Genomic DNA, 26,348 nt, shown 5'->3' with positions numbered 1-26,348 from the left:
CGCACTCGTCCGGGTGGCGGAATTGGCAGACGCGCTAGCTTGAGGTGCTAGTGCCCTTTATCGGGCGTGGGGGTTCAAGTCCCCCCTCGGACACTGGAAGGCCCCGGCTCCACGGGGCCTTTCTTCATTTCCGGGCTCTCTCGACGGGCTCCGGGTACGACGAAGGGGCGCCACCGCTCACGCGGTGGCGCCCCTTCGTGGCGTCGGGAGCCGGGTCCCGGTCAGCTGCGGGCGCAGGGCCGCCGGGTGGGCTCGATCCCGGCCGTGTGGGTCGCGTTGGGGTCCTTCCACATCGAGTCGAAGCGCGCGGTGTAGCGCGAGTAGACCGGCTTGCCGTTGAGGCGCAGCGTGAGCTCGTCGTTGCCGAACGAGATGCGCGACCAGTTCTCGGACCCGGTCCACACCGCGCGCAGCGCCTTGCCGTCGTAGGCACCGCTGACGGTGAAGAACTTGTAGTGGGAGTAGCAGCGCGGGCCGTAGACGATCTCGTCCTCGTTGCCCGTGGAGGGCTTGTCGCCGAAGTCCCAGTCAGCGGCCCTGACCGGGATGCCCGCGCGCTGCAGGATGCCCTGGCTCGAGGCACCCAGCACGCTCCCGATCACGCGTACGTCGCAACCCTGCCGCTTCAGGTCGGCCACCTTGCGGGCGATGGTGTCGCCGCGCTCGCCGTACCAGGCGTAGACGATGATCTTGACGACGGTGCGGCCGTTGATGCCGTAGCCGCGAGGGGCTGCGCAGCCGATCTTGGAGAGCCGCTGGATGACCGGGTCGCCGCTGGTCGTCTTGGCCTTCCTCACCTCCACCGTGCCGCCCTGGGAACGCGCCAGCTCCCGCTGGAAGGAGACGGAGGTGGTCGGGGAGCTGTAGCCGATGTAGCGCGGGGTCGTCTTCCGGTCGCGGATCAGCTGGCGGAAGACCCGCACCCAGGTGCGGAACAGGCGGCGGTCGTTGCGGATCGTGTAGCCGTCGTTCCACTGAGCGAAGGCAGCGCCGTAGGTCAGGTTGGCCGAGGACGTGATGATCACGTGCTTGGAGGCGCCGCTGCGGCTGAACGAGTAGACCTTCGTGTGCAGATTGCCGCCGGGCCCGTTGCGGCACGAGCCCTTGCAGTAGATGAGGAAGCTGGGCTTCTTGCGGTTCTTGCCCAGTGCCTTCTGCAGGCGGGCCTGCGTCTTGCTCGTGGTGTTGTCGTTGAAGACCATCTGGACGTTGACGCCGCGCTTGTGCGCCCTGATGAGCAGGTCGGCGACGTCGGCCCGGTCCATCGAGTAGCTCGCGAAGCGGATCGTCTCGCCGCGCCGGGTGTGCTTGATGGCGTCGCGGATGCGGGCCACGATCGCGACCCGGGCCTTCGGCGAGCCCTTGGGGTTGTTGAAGACCGCGCCGCGCGGCGGCTTCCAGCGACGCTTGGGCTTCTTCTTCGCCTTCGCCTTCGCCTTCGCCACCGCCGGGGCGGCGGCGGGAGCAGCCGCAGGCGCCGCGGCCGGCGCGGCGGCCGAGGCCGCCACGGCCGCGACCGGGGCCACAGCGGTCGCGGTGCTCGCGGCGGGGACGACGGACAGCACCGTCACACCCAGCACGGTCACCAGCATCGTCGAGGACCGAGATCTCCAGCTCATCACAGCGGGAGTGTAAAGGGATCTAGGGTGCGGCTCATGATCCCGAGCGTGCGCGCGTCCGATCTTTCGCTGCGTGAGCAGGTGCGCCTGCTGTCCGGTCACGACGAGTGGCGCACCGAGAAGGTCGACGGAGCAGGGCCCGCGATGCTCAGTGACGGTCCCCACGGTCTGCGGGTGCAGCCCGAGGGCGGCGACCACCTCGGCTTCGGCGACAGCGTCCCGGCCACCTGCTTCCCGCCCGCCGCCACCCTGGCGTGCACGTGGGACGACGCCCGCGCTCGCGAGGTCGGCGCCGCGATCGGGCTGGAGGCGCGTGCCCTCGGCGTCGACGTGGTCCTGGGTCCCGGGCTCAACATCAAGCGGCACCCCCTGGGCGGCCGGAACTTCGAGTACTTCTCGGAGGACCCGCTGCTCACTGGCCACCTGGCGACCGCCATGGTCGAGGGGATCCAGTCCCGAGGCGTCGGGGCGTGCCTGAAGCACTTCGCGGTCAACAACCAGGAGTCGCACCGGTTCGTGGTCGACGCCATCGTCGACGAGCGCACACTGCGCGAGCTGTACCTGGCCGGCTTCGAGCACGCGGTGCGCGTGAGTCGCCCCTGGACCGTGATGGCGTCGTACAACTCGGTGAACGGGGAGCACGCGACCGAGCACCACCAGCTGCTCACCACGATCCTGCGCGAGGAGTGGGGCTTCGACGGGCTCGTGATGAGCGACTGGGGCGCGGTGAGCGACCGGACCCGCGGCATCGCGGCCGGCATGGACCTGGAGATGCCGACCAGCCGTGGCCTGTTCGACCGAGACGTGTGCGAGGCGGTCGAGTCGGGTGTCCTCCCGGCCGCGGCCGTCGAGACCTCGGCGCAGCGGGTCCTGGACCTCCTCGCCCGCTGCCCGACCGGGGAGCGGCCGGAGCTGCCGATCGCCGCCCACGACGCCCTGGCCCGGCGGGTGGCGGCCGAGGCGACGGTCGTCCTGGAGAACGACGGGCTGCTGCCGTTGGCGCCCGGACTGAGCGTGGCGCTGCTCGGCGACTTCGCCGCCCGTCCGCGCTACCAGGGCAGCGGCAGCTCCCTGGTGACCCCCACCCGGCTGACCACCGCCCGCGAGGCGCTGACCGCGCGCGGGGTCACCCTCGTGGACGACCCCGCGACGGCCGACGTCGCCGTCGTGCTGGTCGGCCTGCCGCCGACCCACGAGAGCGAGGGCTTCGACCGGCCGGGCCTCGACCTGCCGCCCGAGCACGACGCCCTCGTCGAGCAGGTCAGCGCCGCCAACCCGCGGACCGTGGTGGTCCTGTCGGCCGGCGGACCGGTCCGGCTGCCCTGGCACGACCGGGTGGCCGCCGTGCTCACCGGGCACCTGGGCGGACAGGCGACCGGCGCCGCCCTGGCCGACGTCCTGTACGGCGACGTCGAGCCCGCGGGGCGGCTGGCGGAGTCGTGGCCCGCGGCCCTCGCCGACGTCGCGTCGGATCCCTGGTTCCCCGGCCATCCCCACCAGGTCGAGCACCGCGAGGGCCTCTTCGTTGGCTACCGGCACCACACGACGGCGGACGTCGCGCCGGCGTACCCCTTCGGTCACGGCCTCGGGTACGTCCGGCCCGACTGGTCCGCGGCCACCGTCGACCGCGACGTGCTCACGGCCGGCGAGACCTTGTCGGTGACCGTCACCGTCACCAACCGAACGGACCGTGCGGCGTCCGACGTCGTGCAGGTCTACCTTCACGACCGGACCGGCGTGGTGCTGCGCCCCCGGCGCGAGCTCACGGCGTACGCCCGGGTCCGTCTCGTGCCGGGCGAGAGCCGACGGGTCGAGCTCGAGGTGCCCGCGCGGGCGTTCGCGTTCTACGACGTCGAGCGCGGGGACTGGGCCACCCCGTCCGGCCGGTACGACGTCGAGGTGGCCCGCTCGAGCGCCGAGGTGGTCGCGACACTCACCGTCCAGGTCACGGGTGGCGTCGACTCCGCGCCAGAGCTCGCCGACACCCCGCCCGTCGCGACGACCGACGCCGCCTTCGCGCGCCGGCTGGGTCGACCGGTGCCGGTGCCGCGAGCGCTCCGGCCGTTCACCCGGGAGTCGACCGTCGGCGAGCTCGCCACGACCCGGGTGGGGCGACTGCTGCGCCGGGCCCTGATCGCCGCCGCGCCCCTGAACCAGGCGGCCGGCGACGACGAGACCCTGCGGCTGATGCTGGAGCGCTCCCTGGAGGAGCTGCCCCTCAGGTCGGTCGCCATCTTCTCCGGCGGCAAGCTGCGCTGGCCCGCGGTGGACGCGTTGCTGGCGCTGGTCAACGGCCGACCGTGGGCCGTGCCGTCGGCCCTGCGAGGGCGCCGCCGAGACGTCAAGACGCCCTTGGCTTGATGCCGCAGAGAATTTTCTCGGCGAGGGGCGAATACCCGGGAGCGGATCGGGCACCATCGCACCAGTGGTCTCGGGAACACACCCCCCCAGTGCGCCTGGGACTGCCGGCCGGGCCGCGGTCCCCTCGGGACCGCGGCCCTTGGTCTGTCCCGACCGCCAGTGGACGCGCCGATCGGTGCCCGCGGCCCGTGCGGTCGCAACGCCAGGCACTACGCTCCAGGAGTGTCTGCACCCCCCTTCCGCGTCGGCTTCGTCACCGGGGCGACCCCGGACAAGTGGGCGCGCACCTGGCGCGACCGCTCCCGGATCCCGCTGGAGCTGGTGCCCGTGGAGCAGGCCGAGCAGGAGGCGGGGCTGCGTGATCGCACGCTCGACATGTGCCTGGTCCGGCTGCCCGTCGACCGCGAGGGTCTCCACCTGATCCCGTTGTACGACGAGATCGCCGTCGCCGTGGTCGGTCGCGAGCACCTCGTGTCGGTGGTGGACGAGGTCACGCTCGCCGACCTGGCCGACGAGCAGCTGGTGCTCCCCCACGACTCGGGCTGGGTGCCCGCGGCGGAGCAGCTCGACTGGCCGCCGATGTCGGTGCGTGACGCGATCGAGGTCGTGGCGTCCGGCACCGGCGTGGTCCTGCTGCCGATGGCCGTCGCCCGCCTCCACCACCGCAAGGACGTCGTGCATCGGCCGGTCACCGATCTGCCGACCACCAAGGTCGGACTGGCCTGGCGGGTCGACGACGAGGACCCGCGGGTCCAGACCTTCATCGGGATCGTCCGCGGCCGGTCCGAGCGCAGCTCGCGAACCTGAGGCCCTATAGCCGAACCCCCGCGGGTATGAATCATCCGTTCGGTCATGATGTGATTCGTTTCATGGGGGATTCTCGGGAAGAGGTGCGCGCTGACGCGCCCACCATCGGCGGCGGTGCACCACCCAACGGTGGACTCAGCATCGGCGAGATCAGCAGGATGACCGGCGTCTCGGTCGCGACCCTGCGCACCTGGGAGCAGCGGCACGGGTTCCCCGTCCCGCACCGGCTCCCGAGCGGGCACCGCCGCTACGACGCATCCGTCGTCGAGGCCGTGCTCACCGTGCTGCGCCAGCGGGAGGCGGGCACCCGGCTCGAGACCGCGATCGCCGAGGCCCAGCAGCCCGACGGGCGCAGCGCTCCGTCGGTCTTCGCCGAGGTGCGGCGCCGCAGCCCGCACCTCGAGGTGCACCGGCTGCGCAAGGCGACCGTCTCCGCCCTCTCCCGAGCCATCGAGGACGAGTTCTGCGCCCGCGCCGACCAGCCGGTGCTCTTCGGCGGGTTCCAGAAGCGGCGCTTCTACGAGCCGGTGCGCGACCGCTGGGAGGACCTGGCGACCACGGCCCGGGCGACCCTGGTGATGGCCGACTTCGACGGACCGCTGCCGGGCGAGCGCGCCGTACGCGTGCGGCTCACGGCGGAGTCGCCGCTGCGGCGCGAGTGGTTCGTGGTCTGCGACGCCCACGGCCTTCCGGCGCTGCTCACCGCCTGGGAGCTGCCCGGTCAGGCCGGCATCGGTGACCAGGACCGGGAGTTCGAGGCGATCTGGACCGTCGACCCGCGGGCCGTGCGGAACGCCAGCCGGGTGTGCGCGGCGACCAGCCTCGCGGTCGGCGCGCCCGGCGCCGAGCTGCTCGTGCGCCAGCTGGCCGAGCCGTCGTCGCGGCCGCTCGACCCGTCGGCCAGCGCGCGGCTCTTCAACCGGGTGGTCACCTACCTCGACCGGCAGGGCTGACGTCGTCCTCGCCGGTGAGGAGCCTCACCCGGAGGTGTGAGGCCGTCGCAGCGTGGACACCATCATCCGGTGACCACGTTCCAACGCCCTGCCTCTGACCAACACACCACGGGCTCCGTCGGCAGCCCGGTGCCCCAGCACGACCAGCACCCGGTGCTCGACGTCGAGCAGTCGTCGTACGGCCCCGACGGAGGTCGGCCCGGGCTGGACCGCCTGGTCTTCGGCGTCACCGCCGGCGTCTCGCTGGCCTTCCTGCTCTGGGGCTTCCTCGGGACGGACTCGCTCGGGAAGGTCTCCGACCAGTCGCTGACCTGGACCATGCGCAACACCGGCTGGCTGTTCGTCCTCACCGCGAGCGCGCTCGTGGTCTTCGTGATCTGGATCGCGCTCAGCAGGTACGGCGCCATCACGCTCGGCCGCGACGGCGAGGAGCCGGAGTTCCGCACCGTCTCGTGGATCGCGATGATGTTCAGCGCCGGCATGGGCATCGGGCTGATGTTCTACGGCGTCAGCGAGCCGATCAGCCACTTCACCGCGCCCCCGCCCGGCACCGGCGGCGCGGACAACGCCGAAGCCGTCCAGCACGCGATGGCCACCACGCTCTTCCACTGGACCCTGCACCCGTGGGCCATCTACGCCGTCGTCGGCCTGGCCATCGCGTACGGCGTCTACCGCAAGGGCCGGCTGCAGCTGATCTCGGCCGCCTTCGAGCCGCTGCTCGGCAAGCACGCGCACGGCCCCGGCGGCAAGGTCATCGACATGCTCGCCATCTTCGCGACGCTCTTCGGCTCGGCCGCGTCGCTGGGCCTCGGCGCGCTGCAGATCCGCAGCGGCCTGCAGATCACCACGAGCCTCGGCGACGTCGGCAACGGCTTCCTGGTCGGCATCATCGCGATCCTGACGGTCGCGTTCGTCGCCTCGGCCGTCTCCGGGGTGGCCAAGGGCATCCAGTGGCTGTCGAACATCAACATGGTGCTCGCCGTCGCGCTCGCTCTCTTCGTCTTCATCGTCGGCCCGACCGTCTTCATCCTCAACCTCATCCCGACCTCGGTCGGCAGCTTCATCGGCGACCTGCCGATGATGGCCGCCCGCACCGGCGCCGAGGGCCAGGACACCAACGAGTGGCTCCAGGGCTGGACCGTCTTCTACTGGGCCTGGTGGATGTCGTGGACGCCGTTCGTCGGCATGTTCATCGCACGCATCTCGCGCGGCCGGACCATCCGCCAGTTCGTCACGGGCGTGCTGCTCGTCCCGAGTCTGGTGAGCCTGGTCTGGTTCTGCATCTTCGGCGGCGCCGCGATCAAGCTGCAGCAGCTCGGCACCGACATCGCCGGGGCGGGCGGCGAGGAGTCTCAGCTGTTCACGACCCTCGAGGCCTACCCCGTCGCGACCCTGGCCAGCATCGTCGTCATGGTGCTCGTCGGCATCTTCTTCGTCTCGGGCGCCGACGCGGCGTCGATCGTGATGGGCACCCTGTCCGAGCACGGTTCGACCGAGCCCCGTCGGGCCACGGTCATCTTCTGGGGCGTGGCCACCGGCGCCGTCGCCGCCGTGATGCTGCTCGCGGGCGGCGAGGACGCGCTCTCCGGGCTGCAGAGCATGACCATCGTGGCAGCCGTGCCGTTCGTGCTCGTCGTGATCGGGCTGTGCGTCTCGCTGGTCATGGACCTGCGGACCGACCCGGTCGTCGTGCGGCGTCAGTACGCCGTCGACGCCGTCGAGCAGGCCGTGATCGCCGGCGTGACCGAGCACGGTGACGACTTCGTGATCTCCACCGAGCAGGACCCGGCGGCTACCACGACGTCGAGAGCGGACGCCCCTCGCTGAATCCGGCGGCCGACTGGAGGCCGACCAGCGCCCGCTCGTGGAAGTCCTCGAGCGTCGCTGCTCCGGCGTACGTGCAGGCACTGCGTACGCCGGAGCAGATCGCGTCGATGAGGTCCTCGACCCCGGGCCGCTGCGGGTCGAGGTACATCCGCGACGAGGAGATGCCCTCCTCGTAGAGCGCCTTGCGCGCCCGGTCGTACGACGACTCCGCCGACGTCCGGTTCGCGACCGCGCGGGCCGAGGCCATGCCGAAGGAGACCTTGTAGGCCCGGCCGTCGGAGTCCTCGAGCAGGTCGCCCGGCGACTCGTGGGTGCCGGCGAACCAGGAGCCGACCATGACACTGGACGCGCCCGCGGCCAGGGCCAGCGCCACGTCGCGCGGGTGCCGGACTCCCCCATCGGCCCACACGTGCCTGCCGAGCGAGCGGGCCTCGGCGGCGCACTCGCGGACGGCCGAGAACTGCGGGCGACCGACGCCCGTCATCATCCGGGTGGTGCACATGGCGCCCGGGCCGACACCGACCTTCACGATGTCGGCACCCGCCTCGATTAGGGCACGGGTGCCCTCGGCGGACACGACGTTGCCGGCGACGACCGGGACCGCCGGAGCCACGGACCGGATCGCGCGCAGCGCGTCGATCATCCGGTCCTGGTGTCCGTGCGCGGTGTCGGCGACCAGCACGTCCACGCCCGCCTCGAGCAGCCGGGCGGCCTTGTCGGCGACGTCGCCGTTCACCCCGACCGCGGCCGCGATCCGGAGACCGCCGGAGGCGTCGACCGCGGGTGTGTAGAGGGTGGCTCGCAGCGCACCGGTGCGGGTCAGGACGCCGACCAGGCGCCCGTCGGCATCGACTCCGACCGCGAGCCCGGCCCGGGCGGTGTCGATGGCGTCGAAGACGGTGCGCGCGTCCGTGTCAGCCGGTACGACGACGCGGGGTGGCGTCATCACCTGCTGGACCTGGGCGAACCGGTCCACCTCCGCGCAGTCGGCGGCGGTCACGATGCCGACCGGCCGGCCGTCCTCGACCACGACCGCGGCCCGGTGCGACCGCTTCGGGATCAGCGCGAGCGCCTCCCCCACGGTCGCCTCGGGCGCCAGCTCGATCGTGGTGTCGAAGACCAGGTGCCGCTGCTTGACCCAGCGCACCACGTCGGCGACCACCGGGATCGGGATGTCCTGCGGGATCACCACCAGGCCGCCGCGGCGGGCGACCGTCTCGGCCATCCGCTTGCCGGCGATGGCGGTCATGTTGGCCACCACGATCGGCAGGGTCGCGCCCGTGCCGTCGCTGGTGGCGAGGTCGACGTCGTACCGGCTGGCCACCGCGGAGTGGCGGGGCACCATGTAGACGTCGTCGTAGGTCAGGTCGTACGGGGGAACCGCACCGTCGAGGAAACGCACGTGCGGGAAATCTACGCCCTCACAGTGCCCGACCGAACATCTCCGCGGCGGCTCGGGCGCTGGGCGTCCCGTGGTCCGGGTCGGCGCCCGCGGCCACCAGCACCGCGACCACGTCGTCCTCGCCCTTGAACACCGCGCCGGCCAACGGCGACTGGCCGCGGTCGTTGAGGCGGTCGACGTCCGCGCCGCGCTCGACCAGACCCGCCACCACGGCAGCGTGCCCGTGGTAGGCGCCGAGCATCAGCAGCGTGTTGCCGGCCGCGTCGGTCAGGTCGACCGGGACGCCCGCGTCGACGTACGCCGCCAGCCGCTCGGCGTGGCCGTGCCGCGCGAGGTCGAGCACCTGGTGCGCCAGCTCGACCAGGTCCTCCCCCGGTGCGTCCCCCGGTGACGTGCTCATGGCGTCGAGTCTGGCAGGTTGGGCCGCATGTCCTACGTCGAGCCGGGTGACCCCGGTCAGCTCGCCGCCACGGTCCGCGCCGCGTTCCAGGAGCGGTACGCCGCCCCGGCCACGGCTGTCGGTCGCGCACCCGGTCGGGTCAACCTGATCGGCGAGCACACCGACTACAACGCCGGCCTGGTGCTGCCCGTGGCCCTCCCCCATGCGACCTACGCGGCCTGGGCGCCGCGCACCGACGGCGTCCTCCGGGTGGCCAGCCGCCAGCAGGAGACGGTCTGGGAGGGACGGGTCGACGAGATCGGCCCGGACACGGTCGACGGCTGGGCGTCGTACGCCGCCGGGGTGGTGTGGGCGCTCCGGGAGGCGGGGATCGACCTGGCCGGCGGCGACCTGCTCGTCGACGGCACCGTCCCGCTCGGGGCGGGGCTGTCGAGCTCCGCCGCTCTCGAGTGCGCGGTCGCGGTCGCGGTGGCCCCCGACGTCGAGCGCCGACTGCTGGCGGCGGCCTGCATCCGGGCGGAGACCGAGGTGGCGGGCGCGCCGACCGGCGGCATGGACCAGTACGTCGCGCTGCTGGCCGAGCCCGACCATGCGCTGCTCATCGACTTCGCGAGCGACGAGACCACGCAGGTCCCGCTCGAGCTCTCCGGGCACACCCTGCTGGTCACCGACACCCGGGTCAGCCACGAGCTGACGGACGGCGGCTACGGCTCGCGCCGAGCCGACTGCGAGGAGGCCGCGCGGCTGCTCGGTGTCCCGACGCTGCGGGAGGCGGCGCTCACCGCGGTCGAGACGCTCGAGGACGAACGGATCCGGCGCCGGGCGCGGCACGTCGTGACCGAGATCGAGCGCGTCACCGCCGTCGTCGACGCACTGGGCCGCTCCGACTGGGACACCGTCGGGACGCTGTTCCTGGCCTCGCACGCCTCGATGCGCGACGACTTCGAGATCTCCACCCCCGAGCTCGACGCCGCGGTGGCCGTCGCCGTCGAGGCCGGCGCCGTCGCGGCCCGGATGACCGGTGGCGGCTTCGGCGGCTCCAGCGTCGCGCTCGTCCCCGACGAGCGGGTCGAGGCCGCGATGCGGGCCATCGACGCGACGTTCGTGCTCGAGGGGTTCACGCCGCCCGCCCACCTACGGGCCGTGCCGTCGGCAGGCGCGACGCCGGTCTAGGTCGAGCTGACCGCGATCCGGCCGGAGCGGAACGCGTCGACGAAGAGCGCGTGGTCGGCGCGGACCCGCTCGGCGTACTCGACGCCGAAGTCGGTGATCCAGCCCGTGAACTCGCGGCGCCGGCCGTCGAGCGAGGCGGCGATCGCCTCCTCGACCTGGAAGTCGACGAGGTCCTGGTCGCTGTCCTCGTCGGAGGCGCAGTGGATCTTGGCGGTGGCCCGGCCGAGCAGGTCGACCACGCCGGCGATGTCATCGGGCTCGGTGAGGCCGGACCAGTCCAGGTCCTCCTCGTACGGCGAGACCTCGCTGACGACGTACCCGGTCCCGTCGAGCTCGGTCCAGCCGAGCAGGGGGTCGGTGTGCACCTGCAGGGCCCGCTGGCTGACCACCGTGCGGTGGCCCTCGTTCTCGAAGTAGCGGTCCACCTCCGCGGAGTCGACGAACCGGCTGACCGCCGGCACGTTGGCCTGCTTCATCGACAGCACGACGTCGTTGTCGAGCGCCTGGCTGACCCCCTCGATGAGCAGGTTGTACGCCGGCAGCCCCGCCGAGCCGATGCCGAAGCCGCTCTTGCCGACGGCGTCGCGCAGGTCGTAGAAGAGCGCACGGTCGGATCGCTTGTCCTCGGGGATCGTCTCCAGGTAGCGGGCGTAGGCCTTCTCGACCGAGGCCCGCTCGCGCTTCGGGAGTCGGCGCTCGTGGGTGCCCTCGCGGAAGAGCCGGGTCCCGTCCACGCGCAGCGTCACCGTGTCCAGGAGGTCCGCGCGGCGTCGTTCGCGGGCGACGACCAGCGCGTCGTGGATCGGGCCCTCGGTGTTGTCGAGGTGCAGCTCGAAGCCGTGCGCGTCGTCGTCGGTGTCGACGTACGCGTCCACCTGGGCGAGATAGGCGCGCACGTAGCGGCCGATCAGCCGTCGTACGTCGTCCTCGGGCAGCGCCTTCTGCCAGCCGACCAGCGCGAGCGAGGCGGCGAAGCGCTGCAGGTCCCAGGTGAAGCGGCCCAGGTAGGCCTCGTCGAAGTCGTTGACGTCGAAGACCAGCCGGCCGTCGGAGTTGAGGTAGGTGCCGAAGTTCTCGACGTGCAGGTCGCCGTGCACCCAGATCCGGCCGCTGCGCTCGTCGGCGTACGGGTCCTGCTCGGCGGTCACGTCCGCATAGAACAGGCAGGCACTGCCCCGGTAGAACGCGTGCGGATCGGCGGCCATCGTGCGGTACTTGCCGCGGAACGCCACGGGGTCGGCTGCCATCAGCGGCGCGAACGCGTCGTCGAGGGTCGACACGATCAGGTCGGTGCGGTCGTCGGCACGGTCGGTCATGGCCGGGTCGGTGCCCGGATCTGAGCCGTCGTACTCAGGGGCGGTCGGGTACGTCGGCGGAGCCGCCCGGTCCGCGCGAGCGACAGGCTGGTCGCATGAGCACTCCGAAGCAGTCCACCAACACCACCGCCTTCTTCGCCCAGGCCGGGATCTCCTTCGCCGTCGCGCTCGGCGCGATGCTGTTCGCGATCCTCTACCTGCCCGTCGACTCGTGGACCCGGGCCTTCCTCGGCATGACCACGATCTTCCTGACGACGTCGTCGTTCACGCTGGCCAAGTGCATCCGCGACGCCCAGGAGAGCCAGTACGTCGTCTCCCGTCTCGACCAGGCCCGCGTCGACAAGCTGCTGGCCGACCACGACCCGTTCCGCAGCGTGTCGTAGGCCTCAGCCGGGGCCGGCGTGGCGGTCGTCGGGACGGGGTATCGGACCGGGGACCGTCCGTCAACGGAAGGAACCACCGTGCCCAAGAACCCGCTCGGCAAGCTCGTCGATGCCGCCGTCGAGACCGCCGTCGAGACCGTGAAGGACCCGATCGGCACTGGCCAGAAGGTGGTCGGTCAGGCGGTCGGCCAGGTCCGCGGCACCGTCGAGCTCGGCAAGCTGGTGGCCGGTCAGGCGACGAAGGCCGCCGTCGAGCGCGTGGGCGCCGTCACCGGTCGGGGCGCGCGGTCCACCGCACCGACGCGGGTCGAGACCGCGCCCGTCCCCTCGCCCGAGGCCCAGCCGCACGGTGACCCGGTGACGCCCGTGAAGAAGGCGGTCAAGGCACCCGCGAAGAAGACCGCGACCAAGAAGGCGGCTCCTGTCGCCACGAAGGCCGTCCCCGCCGCCAAGAAGGCCGTCCCCGCCGCCAAGAAGCCGGCTCCCGCCGCCACGAAGGCGACGCCGCCCGCCAAGAAGGCCGCACCCGCCGCCAAGAAGCCGGCTCCCGTCGCCACGAAGGCGACGCCGCCCGCCAAGAAGGCGTCGGCGCCCAAGAAGGCGGCCACGAGCATCGACGCCGCCGCCGATCCCGCGGGCGTCGACGTGACCCCTGCCGACATCGCGCCCGCCAAGAAGACGGCGGCCAAGAAGGCCCCCGCCAAGAAGGCCCCAGCCAAGAAGGCGCCCGCGAAGAAGGCCCCCGCCAAGAAGGCAGCTCCGCTGACCGCGGCCCAGGTCGCCGCCGGGGCCAGCTCGGAGCCGGACCTCCCGCCCGCTCCCCCGTCCAGCGAGCCGCTGCTCGACGCCGGCACCGCCAAGGCGGTCGCCACCGAGGCGGCCACGTCCGCGAAGGCGTCCGACCTCGACAAGGGCTGAGGGCGACGCCGACCCGGGCGTGTCCCCTCCACCTCCGTGCTTGAATCCGGGGAAACCACCCCCGACGGAGGGAGTCCGATGAGCGTCACCGCCCGGCTCAACCGCCTCAGGATCGTCACGACCGAGGTGGCGTCCGATGTGGCCCGGGCCACGGTCCGCGTCGCCACCCCGGTGGTGTCCGCGACGGCCACCAAGGTGCGGGCCCGGCTGCAGCGGGAGCCGCAGCCCCTCCGCACCGACCTGCCGGCGACAATGCCGGCACCCGGTGCGGAGCCCGGTGCGGAGCCGGGTGCGGAGCCCGGACGGGTCACGACCGAGCCCACCCGGACCGGGCCGAACCCGGCCACGGTGGCACGCAACATCGCGCCCCTCCCGCCCGCTCCGAAACCGGCTGAGAAGAAGACCGCTCGTCCCTCCGCCCCCGGCGCGAAGCTGCCTCCGCGCCGCAGTCAGGACTGATCGGACCTCTCGACACTCGTGCCCCTGACCGGGCGCCCAGGCGCTCGATCAGGGGCACGAGTGCGTCGGCCGACGGTCTACTTCAGCTCGGCGCTCGACAGGCCCAGGACCCGCCGGGCCACGATGAGCTGCTGGATCTGCTGGGTCCCCTCGAAGATGTCGAGGATCTTGGAGTCGCGGGCCCACTTCTCGAGGAGCTCGCCCTCCGTGTAGCCGACCGAGCCGCACAGCTCGACGCAGGACAGCGTGATGTCGGAGCCGACCCGTCCGGCCTTGGCCTTGGCCATCGAGGCCTCCAGCGAGTTGGGCTGTCGGTTGTCGGCCATCCAGGCCGCCTGCAGCATCAGCAGCCGGGCGCCCTCCCAGTCGGCCTCCATCTGGAGGAACTTGGCGGCGGCCGCGGACTGGGTGATCGCCGGGCGGTCGTAGTCGACGACCACCCCCGCCTGCTCCAGCAGGTCGCGGGTCAGGTCGAGCGCCGCCTTCGCGCAGCCGACCGCCATCGAGGCCACCAGCGGCCGGGTGTTGTCGAAGGTCGCCATCGCCCCCGCGAAGCCCTGCTTCGGGTCGACCTCGGCCGAGCCGAGGAGGTTCTCCTTCGGCACCCGGCAGTCCTCGAAGATGATGGTCGCGGTGTCGGACGCCTTGATGCCGAGCTTGTGCTCGAGTCGGTCGACCCGCATCCCGGGCGTGCCCTTCGGGACCACGAACGACTTGATCGCCGCCCGGCCGAGTGACCGGTCGAGGGTCGCCCACACGACGATGTGGTCGGCCCGGTCGCCCGAGGTGACGTAGATCTTCTCGCCGTTGAGGACGTACTCGTCGCCGTCGAGGACGGCGGTCGTCGAGATGTTGGCCGAGTCCGAGCCGGTCCCGGGCTCGGTGATGGCCATCCCGGCCCACACACCGGCGAACCGCTCCTGCTGCTCGTCGTTCGCCACCGAGGCGATGGCCGAGTTGCCCAGGCCCTGGCGGGGCATCGACAGCAGCAGCCCGACGTCGCCCCAGCACATCTCGGCGATGGACATCACCGAGGCCAGGTTGGTGCCGTTCTTGACGCCGGTGTCGGCCGACGCGTCGGCGTCACGTCGTACGCCGGCCGCGCCCGCGCCCTCGCTCGCCCCGGACTCGGAGAGCCCGTCGATCATCGCGGCGAGCATGTCGAGCTCCTGCGGATACTCGTGCTCGGCCTGGTCGTACTTGCGCGAGATCGGCCGCAGCATGTTCATCGCGACCTGGTGGGCCTGCCCGGTCAGCTGCCGGAACTTCTTCGGGTCGTCCAGATTGATCGCCATCAGACCAACACCACACCTTCCATGACTCCGACGGCCCGGAGGTCGCGGTACCACCGCTCCACCGGGTGCTCCTTGACGAAACCGTGGCCGCCCAGCAGCTGGACGCCGTCGAGGCCGATCTGCATGCCCTTGTCGGCGCACAGCCTGCGGGCCAGGGCGACCTCGCGCGCGACGTCCTTGCCGGCGGCGGCGCGGGCGGCCGCCTTGTATGTGAGCAGGCGCATGGCCTGCAGCTCGATCGCGATGTTGGCGACCATGAACGCGACCGACTGGCGGTGGGCGACGGGCTCACCGAACGCCTGGCGCTCCTTGACGTAGGGCGTCACGTAGTCGAGCACGGCCTGCCCGGTGCCGACGGCGAGCGCGCACCAGGCGAGCCGGGAGAGCCGCACGCACTCGGTGTACGTCGACCCGTCGTCCGCGCCCAGCAGGTGGGTCGCCGGGACGGTCACGTCAGTGAGCACCAGCCGGGTCATGCCGGCGGCCCGGACGCCCATGCCGGGGTCGGCCACGACCTCCAGACCCGGGGTGCTCGACTCCACCAGGACCAGCACGGGGCGACCGTCGAGCGAGGCGCCGACCACGAAGAGCTCGGCCTCGGCACCCCGGGCGACGGCCGACTTCACGCCGTTCAGCACCAGGCCCTCGGACGACCGGACGGCGGTGGTCGCCGGGCTGAGGACGTCGTACAGGACGGTCGGCTCGGAGAGCGCCAGCGCGGCGGCTGGGACCTCGCCCTCGGTGAACGCCGGCAGGTAGGTCTGCTGCTGCTCCTCCGTCCCCCAGAGCCCGAGCGCGGTCGCGACGGCGCCCGGGGCGAGCGACGCGACGGCCAGGCCGAGATCGCCCTTCGCCAGCGCCTCCGCGACCAGCGTCCCGGCCACCGCGGACCGCTCCTCGGCGATGCCGCCGAGGGCCTCGGGAACGCCGAGGATCGGGAGCCCGATCTCCAGGCCCGCCTTCAGGACGGCCTCGGGGGCGGCGCAGGCCTCGTCCGCCTCGGCGGCCGCGGGCCGGACCACCTCGTCGGCGAGCTCGGTGACGACGTCGACGAGCATCTGCTCGTCCTCGGTGGGGGTCAGGTCGAAGACCCCGGTGCGGGGAGCGTCGGTGGGTCGGACGCCCAGGGCCCCCGACCTTCCGGCCCGAGCGAAGGTACGGCCGGCCGCCGAGACGGTCTTGAACCCGCTGCGCGTGGTGGTGAACACCGCCTGCTCGGCCTGCTTGCGCAGGCCGATCCGGTCGAGGAGGTCGCTCTGGGCGAGGCGACTCAGCGCGGCGACGGCGTACCCGATGGGGTCGCGGGTCTCCTGGGAGGACACCCCGTGCTTCCCGCCGGGTCGGAGGCTCTGAAGGAGGGACATGCCGAAACTGTAACTCCGAGTTACACATCGGGCTACAGGCACTCCCCGTGGATCGGGTCACAGGGCGAGCGGTCGGTCCTCTAGGGTTCTCGCCGTGTCCGAGCACCCCGAGCCCCCCGAGAACGCGCCGTACGGCCCCCTCCCCACCGGGGGCACCGTGCGCCCGATGACCCGCTGGGGCACGCCGGTGATGCACCGGCCCCAGGAGCTCGTCACGTCGTACGACGACGAGCTGCGCTCGCTGGTGGCCGACATGGTCGCGACGATGTACGCCGCGGACGGCGTCGGGCTGGCGGCCTGCCAGATCGGGGTCGACCGCGCGGTGTTCGTCTTCGACTGCCCCGATGCGTCGGGTGAGCGCACGGTCGGGGTGGTCTGCAACCCCGAGCTCACGCTGCCCGAGGGCAAGGACCGGCAGCTCGACGTCGCCGAGGAGGGCTGCCTGTCGTTCCCCGGCGCGTTCGTCGACTGCGCCCGGCCCGACCACGCCAGCGTCACCGGCACCGGCCTCGACGGCGCGCCGGTGACGTTCGCCGGCGACGGCCTGCTGGCGCGCTGCCTCCAGCACGAGACCGACCACACCGTCGGCACGGTCTTCGGCGACCGGGTCCCGACCAAGCAGCGCAAGAAGCTCCAGAAGATCCACGACAAGGCCGCCGAGGAGTTCCCTCCCGAATGGCCCACGTGAGCGTGCCGTCGGTCCGGATCGTCCAGCTCTCCCCCGACGTCCTCCAGGCCCTCGCCGACGGCGACCTGGCCACCGCCGACGCCCTCGCTCCGGTGCCCCTGACCGCCTGGCTGGCGTCGGAGGATCGCGTCGCGACCTGGCGGATGCGGGCGCGTCAGGCGGTGGAGTCGCCCGAGGACCTGCCGTGGGTGACCGGCGTCGTCCGGGACGAGCAGGCCGGGCTCACGGTCGGCGCGGGCGGCTTCCACGCCGCCCCCGACGAGCGCGGGATGGTCGAGGCCGGGTACGGCGTCGACCCGGCGTACCGGCGGCGCGGCTACGCCCGGGCCGTCCTGGAGCTGCTGATCGACCGGGCCCGCACCGAGCCGGCCGTGACCGTCCTGCGGCTCACGATCTCGCCCGAGAACGAGCCGTCGCTCGCCCTGGCCCGGCAGTACCCGTTCGTCGAGGTCGGCGAGCAGTGGGACGAGGAGGACGGGCTCGAGACGATCTACGAGCTCGAGGTCTGAGCGCCGCTCACCTCGTCCGCTTGGCCTTCTTCACCGTGATCGAGGTCGTCGCGCTCGAGGCCGTGGTGGTCGTGGAGCCGCCGTACGTCGCGGTCAGCCGGAGGGTCCCCGCCTTGGCCTTCGGGAGCCTGAACGTCGCCCTGCCGCCGCGCAGCGGCAGGGTCGCCCGCTTCGCGCCGTAGCGCAGGACCACCGATCCGGTGGCGGGCGCCGTGCCGCGGAGGACCCGGACCGTGACCGTCGGCCGGGCCCCGGCCCTGGCGGTCCTCGGTGCGGTGAGCGTCGTGCGCGACGCGACCGGCGGGGCCACGACCGTGACCGTGCGGGCCGCGGACGTCGAGCCGGCCTGGTCCGGGCCGGAAGGGACGAAGGTGGCTCGGTAGGTGTGGGACCCGGGCGCGGCACCGCTCAGCACGAGCACCGCGCGGCCAGACACGACGGAGGCCGTGCCCACGTGTCCGCCCGCCTCCTCGAACCGGACCACGCCGGCCGGCTCCTCCCCACCGACGGCGGACACGCTCGACGTGAGGGTGACCGTCGTGGCGCGGACCGAGGGCGCCAGCGCGCTGCTCGTCGACGTCGGCAGCACCCTGCGGGTCTGGACCGCCGAGGACGAGCCCGCGTGGACGGCCGGGTCGGCCGGGAGGTACTCCGCCCGGAACGCGTGGTCGCCCGCCCCGACGACCCGCGACGTCGACGCCGCGCCACCGACCAGGGGGACGACCTGGAGCACGGTCGCGCCGTCGAGGAACTGCACCGACCCCGCCGGGGTGCCGGACCCGCTTCCGACGGTGCCGGTCAGGGTCACCGTCCGGCCGGCGACCGACACCCCGAGTGCCGTCGTCGTCGCGACCGGTTCCACCGGGGGCTGGTCGACGGTCCGGGTCGTCGGGGCCGACTCCGAGGGCGCCCAGGTGTCGTCGAGCGGTCGGTAGACGGCGATCAGGTCGTAGCTGCCCGGTGGCAGCGTGAAGCCGGCCAGGGTCGCTCCGTCGTGCAGCCCGACCGAGCTCACCGGCGGACCGGAGGTGGGACCGGCGTACAGGTCCACGGTGCCCGCCGGGACGCCGTCCGCGCTGGTCACCGCGGCCGACCAGGTCACCTGGGAGCCCTCGACGTCGACGGCCGTGAGGGTCGTGGTCGTCGGGCTCGCGCTGACCGACAGCGGGTACGTCGCGGAGACCGAGGACGCGTAGTCCTGCGGGTCGGCGGGGTGGAACTCGACCTCGTACGTGTGCGCACCGGTGGTGACACCCTGGACCACGAGGGTCGCCGCGCCGCCGCTGACGGGACGCTCGCCGAGCATCACCCCGCCGTCCCAGAACCGGGCGCGGCCCGTGGGGACCCCGAGCTCCGAGGTGGTCGTCGCCACGAGCGTCACCGCCCGTGCGCTGCGCTCGACGCTCAGCGCGGTCGTCGTGGGCACCGCCGGCAGCTCGACCGTGGTCGAGCCGGTGGAGCCGACGTACGCCGCGGCGTCGGACGGGACGAAGGCCGCGGTGAAGGTCCGCGGTCCAGCACCCACGCCCGTCACGACGTACGACGCCGACCCCACGCTGACCGGCACACTGCCGAGGTCGGCCGACCCCGCGCGGAAGACGACCGCGCCGGCGGGCGGGTCGGGCGCCGCGGTGACCTGGGCGGTCAGGGTGACCGTGCGGCCCGTCACCGTGGAGCTGACCACGGTGGTCGTCTCGGCCGGCGGGGTCGGACCGGACCAGGCGAGGGTGAACGGACCCGTGCCGGCGGGGATCCCGGGATAGCCGTCGACCGCGATCGCGTAGGTCGTGCCCGACGTGGCACCGAAGGAGACCCGGGACAGGTGGTCGGCCGCGCCGACGTCGTCGTTGCCCGCGACCAGGTCCAGCCCCGGCAGCGTACTGCCGGCGTAGACCGCCAGGGTGGTGTCGCGGTCGGCGATCGCGGACGAGGTGCTCAGGGTCACCGGTCCCGTCGCTGCGGCGGTCCACGAGAACCAGACCGAGGCCGCCCCGGCTCCCGCGAAGGCGGCCGGCGGGGACGGCTCCCCGGCCTCCGCGGTGGCCGCTGTGTTGTCGCCGGTCACCGAGCCCGAGGGCGCGGCCAGGACGGTCCGCGCGGCGAAGGCGTCGTTGGCCGGGGGGCCGGGGACCACGACGGTCGTCTCGGCGGCCGGGCCCGAGCCCTCGGAGTTCCGGGCGGCCACGCCCAGGGTGTAGCTGCCCGGCTCGAGGCCGGTGAGGTTCACGCCGGTCGTGGCCGCGGGCACCGATCCCACCTCGGTGCGGTCGACGTACAGGTCGTAGGCGGTCAGGGGCAGCCCGCCGTCGGACGCCGGCGCGGTCCACCGCCACTGCACCCCTTCGGTGGCGCGGCTCCATCGCGCCGTCACCGCCTGCGGAACCGAGGGACGCGCCGAGCGGGTGCTCGCCGAGATCGCGGCGCCCACCCCGGGTCCGCTGGCGTTCACCGCCAACACCGTGAAGAGGTACGACGTTCCGCTGCTCAGTCCGCTCCAGGTGTACGACGTCGTACCGGGTCCGAGGTCGACGACCTGGTCGCTCCCGGACCGGGTCAGCCGGTAACCGGTGATCGCGGAGCTGCCGGGGTCCGCGGGAGCGGTCCAGCCGAGCGTCACCGTGGTGGTCGTCTCCGCCGTCGCGGTCGGACCACCGGGCGCCCCGGGTGCACCGGCGGCGACGCCACCGTCGCACCCGCCGACCAGGTCCACGGTGTAGGCCCCCAGCGACCCGTAATCGTCGTACCCGTCGGTCCAGGTGCCGCGCCCCACCCCGTCGACCGACACGAAGTACTCGCCGGGCGGCACACTGGCGGTGATCGTCGCGTCCAGGCCCGAGGCCGTTCGGGCGTCCACCGTCGCCGAGGGCGGGTCGGCCGAGGCCACCACGGTCCCGGAGCCGTCCACCAAGGTCAGCCCGATGTCCAGGTCGGCTCCCCCGGCGAGGAGTGGCGCGGCCGTGACCGTCGCCGAGCCCGTGCAGGTCCCGAGGCGGTAGGTGTCGACGTCGGTCCGGCTAGAGACGTACGACGTGCCGCCCGGGACGGTCGGAGCGCCGGAGGTGGTCGACGGGGCCTCGTCGGTCCGCAGGCCGAGGATCCCGCCGATGACCGCGACGTCGTCCTCCTGGTTGTTGGCGGAGGCGTAGTCGCCCTTGCTCCACTGGCTGATCGGCCGGTAGTAGCCGAGGCCCATGATCGGCGCCCAGGACCCGTGCCCGGCGTCGTAGCCCTCCGTGGCGTTGCCGTCGTGGGCGAGGCCGAGCTGGTGGCCGACCTCGTGGGCGAGGGCCTCGGCGACGCTCTTCGGGTCGTTGCCGGTCCCCTGCGGGAAGACCCAGGCCGGCTGGAGGTAGCCGTAGCCGTTCCCGCCCGGCCCGTAGGCCGTGTCGAAGACGTCGAGGAAGGCGACACCGCCGCACTTCGAGTCGCAGATCGTGACGAACGCGTTGCTGGGCGAAACGAGCGCGTGCGCGCCGTAGACCGGGTCCGCCGCCGAGGACCGCAGGATGGCGGCGGCGCCGGGGTCCTGGGTGGTGACGTCGACGTCGAACGGCGCGAAGTCCTCGGCGACCCGGGCCCAGAGCTCCTGCACGATCGCGAGCTCGGGGTCGGAGAAGGCCGGACCGTCACCGGCCGGATCCCAGGCCGGATGGGTCGTCGGGGTCGCGGGGTACTGCGCGTGCCACTCGGTCCCGCTGACCGTCGCCCCGTCCACGTCGATGAAGATCGTGTGCTGCGAGCCGGGCTTGCTGTGCAGCGCGAAGGTCTGCGCCAGCGGGTACGACGCCGCCTGCGCCGGGGTGGGCCGTGCCGCCCGCTCGGCGACCACCGGCTCCTTGAAGTGCAGCAGTCCCCCGGTGGTCAGCCAGGCCGTGTCGTCGGTGCGCAGGACGTCGCGCAGCTGCGCGGTCGAGACGCCGTTCAGCTCGGCGGCCTCGTCCACCTGGTCGTCGAGGAGGCGCAGCGCCGTACGGCCCTTGACCGGGCGGGGCAGCTCGACCAGGTCGGCGTCCAGGGTCAGGGTCGGGTCCGCTGTCCGCTCGACCCTCGTCGAGGGAGCCGCGTCCGCGGCCGCGAGCGGCGCGAGGGCCGACAGCCCGAGCACCGCGGCCACCAGAGCCGTTCCTGCGCGCCTCATCCGTGTCCCCCTCGTAGCCGGCACCCACGCAGAGCATCGGCCACCCGGACCCGGAGCCGCAGGGAAAGCGTCGAACGCGTCAGCGGCGGGCCGTGACGTAGCAGGCCACGGCACTCGCGGCGGCCACGTTGAGCGAGTCGATGCCCTGGCGCATCGGGATGATCGCCCGCCGGTCCGCGGACCGCTCCCAGCGCGGCGAGAGCCCGTGGCCCTCCGAGCCCAGGACGAGGGCGACCTTGTCGAGCCCGGCGACCGCTTCGTCGATCGGGACGGCGTCCTCGGCGAGGGTGAGCGCGACGGTCGTGAAGCCGGCGGCGGAGAGGTCCGGCAGGGCGTCGTACCAGTCGGGGAGGCGGGTCCAGGGCATGGTGAACACGGCGCCCATGGCGACCTTGATCGCGCGGCGGTAGAACGGGTCGGCGCAGCGCGGGGCCAGCAGCACGGCGTCGAAGCCGAGGGCCGCGCCGCTGCGGAAGACGGCGCCGACGTTGGTGTGGTCGATGAGCTCCTCGAGGACCAGGACCGACCGGGCATCGGCGAGCACCTCGGCCACGCTCGGCAGCGCACGGCGCTCCAGCGACGCGAGTGCGCCCCGGTGCACGTGGAAGCCGGTGACCTCCTCGGCCAGTGCCTCGGACAGCACGTAGCAGGGGGCGTCGGTGGTGGCGAGGACGTCGGCCAGGCCGTCGAGCCAGCGGGGGGCCATCAGGAACGACCGTGGGGTGAATCCGCCCTCGACGGCCCGTCGTACGACCTTCTCGCCCTCGGCGAGGAAGAGCCCGTGCTCGGCCTCGAGGTGCTTGCGCAACTCGACGTCGCGCAGGTCGCGGTAGTCGGCCAGCCGCGGGTCGGCGGGGTCGGAGATCTCGACGACGGTCGCCATCAGGGTCTCGATACGCCGGTTCGTCCCTCACCGGCTACTCGACCACCGGAAGAAGGCGCGCCGGTTCGTCCCTCACCGGCTACTCGACCACGGAAAGCCGCGGGGTGGGCCACCGCCACCACGTCGCCGACCACGATGATCGCGGGCGGCTTCACCTGCTCCTCGGCGAGCCGGGCCTCGAGGGTCTCCAGCGTCGCGAGGACCGTCCGCTCCCCCGGCATGGTGCCGTCGCAGACCACGCCCACCGGGGTGTCGGCGGACCGGCCGCCGGCGAGCAGCGCCTCGGCGATCCGGGGGGCGTTCTCGACCGCCATCATCAGCACCAGGGTCCCGCCCAGCTGGGCGACGGCCGGCCAGTTGGTCAGCGAGTCGGCGTGCCCGGGCGGGATGTGCCCCGAGATGACGGTGAACTCGTGGGCGACCCCGCGGTGGGTCACCGGGATCCCGGCGGCGGCGGGGACGGCGACCGGGCTGGTGAGTCCCGGGATTACGGTCACCGGCACGCCCGCCTCGCGGCAGGCCAGGATCTCCTCGTAGCCGCGGCCGAAGACGAAGTTGTCGCCGCCCTTGAACCGGACCACCCGCTTGCCGGCGAGGGCGCGCTCGACGATCACCCGGTTGATCTCCTCCTGCATGGCGCTGCGCCCGCGCGGGAGCTTGGCGACGTCGACCAGCTCGACGTCCGGACCGAGGTCGCCGAGCAGCTCGCGCGGCGCGAGCCGGTCGGCCACCACGACGTCGGCGTCCATCAGCGCCTTGCGTCCGGCGATGCTGATCAGCTCCGGGTCGCCCGGGCCGCCGCCGACCAGGACGACGCCCGCCGTACGCTCGCGCTGCTTGGGCGCGGCGATGGTGCCCTCACGCATCTCCTCGAGGATCTCGTCGCGGATCCGGGCCGAGCGCTGGGGCTCGCGGTTGCACAGGACGGCGACAGTGACCCCGTCGTGGCGGCCGGTGGCCGGCGTCCAGGCGGTGGCCTTGGTCCCGTCGTCGGCGCGCACGCAGAACACCCGGCGCGCCTCGGCCGCCGCGCTCACCTGCTCGTTGACGGCGGTGTCGTCCGTGGCGGCGATGCAGTACCAGGTCTCGTCGAGGTCGGCGTCCTCGAAGCCCCGCTCGTGCCAGGTCACCTCGCCCGAGCCCACCAGCCCCTCGATGGCTGGCGTCACCTCCGGCGAGACGAGGTGCACGTCGGCACCGACGGCGATCAGCTGCGGCACCCGCCGCTGGGCCACGTGCCCGCCTCCGACCACGACGACGCGTCGGTCGGCGAGTCGGAGCCCGGAGGGGTACGTCGGGAAGTCGTCCACCGGCCCATCATCCCGTGTGGCCCTCCCGGACCCTGGGCACGGGTTCGGTGGCCGGACTACGTTCGGACGAGACCCTCGACTGCGATAGGAGACCGATGACCTCCCTGGACCGCCCCGTCACCCCGAACCCCTACGACCTGCTGCCCGCCGTACCGTCGTTCACGGTGACCAGTGACGACGTCACCGACGGTCAGCCGCTGAAGGACGACCAGATCAACGCCGCCGGCGACACCTCGCCGCAGCTGTCCTGGTCCGGTGCGCCGGAGGGCACCAAGAGCTTCACCGTCACCTGCTTCGACCCGGACGCACCGACCCCGAGCGGCTTCTGGCACTGGGTCCTGGTCGACCTGCCGGCCGACGTCACGTCGCTCCCGGCGGGTGCCGGCGCCGAGGGCGCCCCGTTGCCGGGCGGCGCCTTCACGGTCCGCAACGACGGCGGGACGCAGGCGTTCATGGGCGCCGCTCCCCCGCCCGGCGACCAGGTGCACCGCTACTTCTTCGTCGTGCACGCCGTCACCGAGGAGACCCTCGGCGTCGACGCGTCCGCGAGCCCCGCGGTCGTCTCCTTCAACCTGGCCTTCAAGACGGCCGGCCGCGCCATCCTCCACGGCACCTACGCCCACTGATCCCCGCCTGTGGATGACTCCGCCGAGTCGGCGCACATGTGCGCCGACCCGGCGAGTCTCTCCACAGGTCAGCGGCCGGAGGCGTTCCTCAGGAGCTGCTCGAACGGGGTCGGCTCCGAGAACTCGTCCTCGACCGTACGGCGGGCCCGGGCCGCGCCGGTGCTCTGCACCTTGCCGGCCAGCGCGGCGAGCTCGCCCGCGGCCTGCTCGATCCGCTGCTGCAGACCGGTGTCGCCGAAGTCGTCGGTGGCCGCGAAGACGCCCGTCGGCACCACGATCGCCCGCAGGTAGGCGAACAGCGGCCGCAGGGCGTGGTCGAGCACCAACGAATGCCGCGCCGTGCCGGCCGTCGCGGCGACCAGCACCGGCTTGCCGTCGAGCGTGCCGGCCTCCAGGACGTCGAAGAACGTCTTGAACAGCCCGGAGTACGACGCCGAGAACACTGGCGTGACCACGACCAGCCCGTCGGCCTCGCGGACCGCCGCGATGGCGGCCGCGAGGGCCGGGGCCGGGAAGCCGGTCAGCAGGTGGTCGGTGAGCTCGTGGGCCAGGTCGCGCAGCTCGACCTGGGTGAGCTCGACCTCCTCGAGCGCCTCGGTCGTCGCGGCGGCCAGCCGGTCGGCCAGCAGCCGCGTCGAGGACGGGTTGCTGAGGCCGGCCGAGACGACCACGATCCGCGTCGTCATGCGGACACCTCTTCGGCAAGCTCCTCGGCCCGGTGTCCGGTGACGTCGTCGACCGCGTGCACGGTCGTGTCGTGCGGGCCGCCGGCCTTGGCGACCAGCGACGCGTGGGTGGGCGCCTCGGGGGCGTTCGGGCTGCGGCCCTCGGCGAAGCCCTTGCGCATCTCGGGCAGGATCTCGCCGAGCAGGTCGAGCTGCTCCAGCACGGTCTTCAGCGGCAGGCCCGCGTGGTCGACGAGGAACAGCTGGCGCTGGTAGTCGCCGACGTACTCGCGGAAGGAGAGGGTTCGCTCCAGCACCTGCTGCGGCGAGCCGACGGTCAGCGGGGTGGCCTCGGTGAAGTCCTCCAGCGACGGGCCGTGACCGTAGACCGGGGCGTTGTCGAAGTAGGGCCGGAACTCCCTGACCGCGGCCTGGCTGTCCTTGCGCATGAAGAACTGCCCGCCGAGGCCGACGATCGCCTGCTCCGCCGTCCCGTGGCCGTAGTGCTCGAACCGGCGCCGGTAGAGGTCGACCATCTGCTTGGTGTGGCCGGCCGGCCAGAAGATGTGGTTGTGGAAGAACCCGTCGCCGTAGTAGGCCGCCTGCTCGGCGATCTCGGGGCTGCGGATCGACCCGTGCCACACGAACGGCGCGACGCCGTCGAGCGGGCGCGGGGTGCTCGTGTAGCCCTGGAGCGGCGTACGGAACTTGCCCTCCCAGTTGACGACGTCCTCGCTCCAGAGGCGTCGCAGCAGGGCGTAGTTCTCGATCGCCAGGTTCAGGCCCTGACGGATGTCCTTGCCGAACCACGGGTAGACCGGGCCGGTGTTGCCGCGGCCCATCATCAGGTCGACGCGACCGTCGGTGAGGTGCTGGATCTTGGCGTAGTCCTCCGCGATCAGCACCGGGTCGGTGGTGGTGATCAGGGTGGTCGCCGTCGAGAGGATGATCCGCTCGGTCTTGGCGCCGATGTAGGCCAGGGTCGCCGTCGGATTCGACGAGATGAACGGCGGGTTGTGGTGCTCGCCCGTGGCGAAGACGTCCAGACCCACCTCTTCGGCGTGCTTGGCGATCTCGACCGTGGCCTTGATCCGCTCGTGCTCGCTGGGCGTCCGGCCCGTGGTGGGGTCGGGCGTCACGTCGCCGACGCTGAAGATGCCGATCTGCATGACTGCCTCCGCTGCTGGGGTCCGGATGCCAACCCTAGTGGTTGAATCTCGAACTATCGAGTGAACCGTGGTCGGCACGTCAG

The 26,348-nt window shown here is 72.8% G+C and carries 22 protein-coding genes and 1 tRNA gene; 12 read left to right on the top strand and 11 right to left on the bottom strand.

What is annotated here, in order from left to right; translation table 11 throughout:
- The first annotated feature begins 7 nt into the window (after window positions 1–7).
- Window positions 8–93 (top strand) — tRNA-Leu (locus tag BLT76_RS12985).
- A 128-nt stretch (window positions 94–221) separates the two neighbouring features.
- On the opposite strand, the gene BLT76_RS12980 is transcribed toward BLT76_RS12985, so the two are convergent.
- On the bottom strand, window positions 222–1,619 hold the full coding sequence (locus tag BLT76_RS12980; protein ID WP_170867045.1) for a phospholipase D-like domain-containing protein: 1,398 nt from the start codon (window positions 1,617–1,619) through the stop codon (window positions 222–224).
- Between the two features lie 36 nt (window positions 1,620–1,655).
- On the opposite strand from BLT76_RS12980, the gene BLT76_RS12975 reads away from it, so the two are divergent.
- The 4 genes from BLT76_RS12975 (at window position 1,656) to BLT76_RS12960 (ending at window position 7,567) form a co-directional block, all read left to right on the top strand.
- The gene (locus BLT76_RS12975; protein WP_090856653.1) at window positions 1,656–3,980 is read left to right on the top strand and encodes a glycoside hydrolase family 3 C-terminal domain-containing protein; all 2,325 of its coding nucleotides are present in this window, start codon (window positions 1,656–1,658) and stop codon (window positions 3,978–3,980) included.
- A 222-nt stretch (window positions 3,981–4,202) separates the two neighbouring features.
- Entirely contained in the window at window positions 4,203–4,787 is a 585-nt protein-coding gene (locus BLT76_RS12970; RefSeq protein ID WP_090856391.1) for a LysR family substrate-binding domain-containing protein, read from the top strand.
- Window positions 4,788–4,870: 83 nt separating this feature from the next.
- The gene (locus BLT76_RS12965) at window positions 4,871–5,740 is read left to right on the top strand and encodes a DICT sensory domain-containing protein (RefSeq protein ID WP_170867044.1); all 870 of its coding nucleotides are present in this window, start codon (window positions 4,871–4,873) and stop codon (window positions 5,738–5,740) included.
- 69 nt (window positions 5,741–5,809) lie between these two features.
- Complete coding sequence (locus BLT76_RS12960; protein ID WP_090856386.1) at window positions 5,810–7,567, top strand: BCCT family transporter; 1,758 nt, start codon at window positions 5,810–5,812, stop codon at window positions 7,565–7,567.
- Here BLT76_RS12960 and BLT76_RS12955 read toward each other — a convergent pair.
- A complete protein-coding gene (locus BLT76_RS12955) occupies window positions 7,533–8,969 on the bottom strand; it encodes a GuaB1 family IMP dehydrogenase-related protein (RefSeq protein WP_090856383.1) in 1,437 nt (478 codons plus the stop codon). The two genes, BLT76_RS12960 and BLT76_RS12955, sit on opposite strands and share 35 nt — an antisense overlap.
- A 19-nt stretch (window positions 8,970–8,988) precedes the next feature.
- The gene (locus BLT76_RS12950; protein ID WP_090856380.1) at window positions 8,989–9,369 is read right to left on the bottom strand and encodes an ankyrin repeat domain-containing protein; all 381 of its coding nucleotides are present in this window, start codon (window positions 9,367–9,369) and stop codon (window positions 8,989–8,991) included.
- A gap of 27 nt (window positions 9,370–9,396) precedes the next feature.
- Between BLT76_RS12950 and galK the strand changes: the two genes are divergently transcribed.
- Complete coding sequence (gene galK / locus BLT76_RS12945; protein ID WP_090856377.1) at window positions 9,397–10,542, top strand: galactokinase; 1,146 nt, start codon at window positions 9,397–9,399, stop codon at window positions 10,540–10,542.
- Here the strand turns inward: galK and BLT76_RS12940 are convergent.
- Window positions 10,539–11,858 (bottom strand): DUF2252 domain-containing protein, encoded by a 1,320-nt coding sequence (locus tag BLT76_RS12940; RefSeq protein ID WP_090856374.1) that lies wholly within the window; start codon window positions 11,856–11,858, stop codon window positions 10,539–10,541. The genes galK and BLT76_RS12940 overlap by 4 nt on opposite strands.
- Window positions 11,859–11,953: 95 nt before the next feature.
- On the opposite strand from BLT76_RS12940, the gene BLT76_RS12935 reads away from it, so the two are divergent.
- The 3 genes from BLT76_RS12935 (at window position 11,954) to BLT76_RS12925 (ending at window position 13,618) form a co-directional block, all read left to right on the top strand.
- Window positions 11,954–12,241 carry a YiaA/YiaB family inner membrane protein gene (locus BLT76_RS12935; protein WP_090856371.1) on the top strand — a complete coding sequence of 96 codons (288 nt, stop codon included), beginning with the start codon at window positions 11,954–11,956 and terminating at the stop codon, window positions 12,239–12,241.
- A gap of 78 nt (window positions 12,242–12,319) precedes the next feature.
- Window positions 12,320–13,159, top strand: coding sequence for a hypothetical protein (locus tag BLT76_RS26165; RefSeq protein WP_179714423.1), 840 nt, complete (start codon window positions 12,320–12,322; stop codon window positions 13,157–13,159).
- A gap of 78 nt (window positions 13,160–13,237) precedes the next feature.
- Window positions 13,238–13,618 (top strand): hypothetical protein, encoded by a 381-nt coding sequence (locus BLT76_RS12925; protein WP_090856368.1) that lies wholly within the window; start codon window positions 13,238–13,240, stop codon window positions 13,616–13,618.
- A gap of 77 nt (window positions 13,619–13,695) precedes the next feature.
- Here BLT76_RS12925 and BLT76_RS12920 read toward each other — a convergent pair whose 3' ends face one another.
- Both BLT76_RS12920 and BLT76_RS12915 read right to left on the bottom strand, forming a co-directional pair.
- Window positions 13,696–14,913 (bottom strand): acyl-CoA dehydrogenase family protein, encoded by a 1,218-nt coding sequence (locus BLT76_RS12920; RefSeq protein WP_090856365.1) that lies wholly within the window; start codon window positions 14,911–14,913, stop codon window positions 13,696–13,698.
- On the bottom strand, window positions 14,913–16,277 hold the full coding sequence (locus BLT76_RS12915) for an acyl-CoA dehydrogenase family protein (protein WP_090856363.1): 1,365 nt from the start codon (window positions 16,275–16,277) through the stop codon (window positions 14,913–14,915). Before BLT76_RS12915 ends, BLT76_RS12920 begins: the two co-directional genes overlap by 1 nt.
- A 166-nt stretch (window positions 16,278–16,443) precedes the next feature.
- Between BLT76_RS12915 and def the strand changes: the two genes are divergently transcribed.
- Together def and BLT76_RS12905 are read left to right on the top strand one after the other, a co-directional pair.
- Window positions 16,444–16,965, top strand: a complete 522-nt coding sequence (def, locus tag BLT76_RS12910; RefSeq protein ID WP_090856651.1) for a peptide deformylase — start codon at window positions 16,444–16,446, stop codon at window positions 16,963–16,965.
- A complete protein-coding gene (locus BLT76_RS12905) occupies window positions 16,953–17,474 on the top strand; it encodes a GNAT family N-acetyltransferase (protein ID WP_090856360.1) in 522 nt (173 codons plus the stop codon). The genes def and BLT76_RS12905 overlap by 13 nt, the downstream gene beginning before the upstream one ends.
- A 7-nt stretch (window positions 17,475–17,481) precedes the next feature.
- Here the strand turns inward: BLT76_RS12905 and BLT76_RS12900 are convergent, their stop codons facing one another.
- The 3 genes from BLT76_RS12900 to cobA all read right to left on the bottom strand — a co-directional run bounded on the left by BLT76_RS12900 (window position 17,482) and on the right by cobA (window position 23,805).
- Entirely contained in the window at window positions 17,482–21,612 is a 4,131-nt protein-coding gene (locus BLT76_RS12900; protein ID WP_139175514.1) for an Ig-like domain repeat protein, read from the bottom strand.
- Between the two features lie 79 nt (window positions 21,613–21,691).
- A complete protein-coding gene (locus tag BLT76_RS12895; protein ID WP_090856354.1) occupies window positions 21,692–22,495 on the bottom strand; it encodes a TrmH family RNA methyltransferase in 804 nt (267 codons plus the stop codon).
- Complete coding sequence (gene cobA, locus BLT76_RS12890; RefSeq protein WP_090856351.1) at window positions 22,495–23,805, bottom strand: uroporphyrinogen-III C-methyltransferase; 1,311 nt, start codon at window positions 23,803–23,805, stop codon at window positions 22,495–22,497. The genes BLT76_RS12895 and cobA overlap by 1 nt, the downstream gene beginning before the upstream one ends.
- Before the next feature lie 95 nt (window positions 23,806–23,900).
- Between cobA and BLT76_RS12885 the strand changes: the two genes are divergently transcribed.
- Window positions 23,901–24,431 (top strand): YbhB/YbcL family Raf kinase inhibitor-like protein, encoded by a 531-nt coding sequence (locus BLT76_RS12885; RefSeq protein WP_090856348.1) that lies wholly within the window; start codon window positions 23,901–23,903, stop codon window positions 24,429–24,431.
- A 68-nt stretch (window positions 24,432–24,499) separates the two neighbouring features.
- On the opposite strand, the gene BLT76_RS12880 is transcribed toward BLT76_RS12885, so the two are convergent.
- A complete protein-coding gene (locus BLT76_RS12880; protein WP_090856345.1) occupies window positions 24,500–25,117 on the bottom strand; it encodes an FMN reductase in 618 nt (205 codons plus the stop codon).
- A complete protein-coding gene (locus BLT76_RS12875; RefSeq protein ID WP_090856342.1) occupies window positions 25,114–26,265 on the bottom strand; it encodes an LLM class flavin-dependent oxidoreductase in 1,152 nt (383 codons plus the stop codon). The genes BLT76_RS12880 and BLT76_RS12875 overlap by 4 nt, the downstream gene beginning before the upstream one ends.
- Between the last annotated feature and the right edge of the window lie 83 nt (window positions 26,266–26,348).

The organism is Nocardioides lianchengensis (assembly GCF_900101465.1).
Taxonomy (GTDB): domain Bacteria; phylum Actinomycetota; class Actinomycetes; order Propionibacteriales; family Nocardioidaceae; genus Nocardioides; species Nocardioides lianchengensis.
This window is presented reverse-complemented; position numbering and strand designations above follow the sequence as displayed.